Annotated in this window: 1 protein-coding gene; it reads right to left on the reverse strand. The window is 29.4% G+C overall.

The features are described from left to right. On the reverse strand, window positions 1–491 hold a 491-nt coding region (locus tag CD113_RS11180; protein WP_338066612.1), incomplete at its 3' end, for an IS110 family transposase. Between the last annotated feature and the right edge of the window lie 152 nt (window positions 492–643).

A 643-nucleotide genomic window follows, 5' to 3' on the forward strand; every position in this document is an offset into this window, starting at 1 on the left:
CTAAATAAATTTTCTAAACCAGGAAATGTCTGATGTAGTAATTCAACAATTTCATTCTTAAGTCGATTCTGTTCATTTTCAATTTCTAAATGAAAACGAGCACGTTCTCTCAATTCAAAGAATATTGAATCATGATTATGATTAGACAAGCTATCCGTTTGTTTAAGCGTAGACGCTAAATGAGCAAGTTTGTGAGCATCAGTTTGATCAGTTTTCCATGATCTTAAAGAGCTTGTTCTAAATTTAGCTTCTAACGGATTTATTTCAATAAAGTTTATTTGGTTTACACGACAAAATCGTACCATAGCTCTTGAATAGATACCTGTAGATTCAAAAATAATTTGCGGATGTTCTAAGTTGTTCAAATACTTTAATAAATAATTATAACCATTTTTCTTATTCTGAATGGTAAATTCCTTTTGGAAATTTTCATCTTTATAATGAGCGATGACACTATTTCTTTTACTAATATCAACACCTAAATAATCGATAATTAAAACCTCCTAGTTTAATTTGAGAAGTTTGAACTTTACTTAACCTTTCTTATTTCACTTTCCTATACACGGTTTCAAGAACCCAACATACTACAAACGAATTTTAAAAGGCGAGAGTAAAGCTGACTAGTTTTTCATACGAGTTTAAA

Origin of the sequence: Staphylococcus simiae, assembly GCF_002902085.1 — a bacterium.
GTDB lineage: Bacteria > Bacillota > Bacilli > Staphylococcales > Staphylococcaceae > Staphylococcus > Staphylococcus simiae.